A 219-nucleotide genomic window follows, 5' to 3' on the forward strand; every position below is an offset into this window, starting at 1 on the left:
TGCTGATGCCGACGCCGATGCCGATGCGGATGCGGATGCGGATGCGGATGCGGATGCGGATGCGGATGCCGACGCCGATGCCGATGCGGATGCCGATGCCGATGCCGATGCCGACGCCGATGCGGATGCGGATGCCGATGCGGATGCCGATGCCGAAGCCGATGCGGATGCGGATGCCGAAGCCGATGCCGAAGCCGAAGCCGAAGCCGAAGCAGATGC

At 67.1% G+C, this 219-nt stretch carries 1 protein-coding gene; it reads left to right on the top strand.

Annotated features, from left to right (window positions below; translation table 11 throughout):
* Window positions 1-219 (top strand): hypothetical protein (locus tag IBT46_RS27840; RefSeq protein WP_200548143.1); only part of this gene is annotated, 219 nt, incomplete at both ends.

Source organism: Erwinia sp. S38, assembly GCF_016624545.1.
Classification (GTDB): domain Bacteria; phylum Pseudomonadota; class Gammaproteobacteria; order Enterobacterales; family Enterobacteriaceae; genus Erwinia; species Erwinia coffeiphila.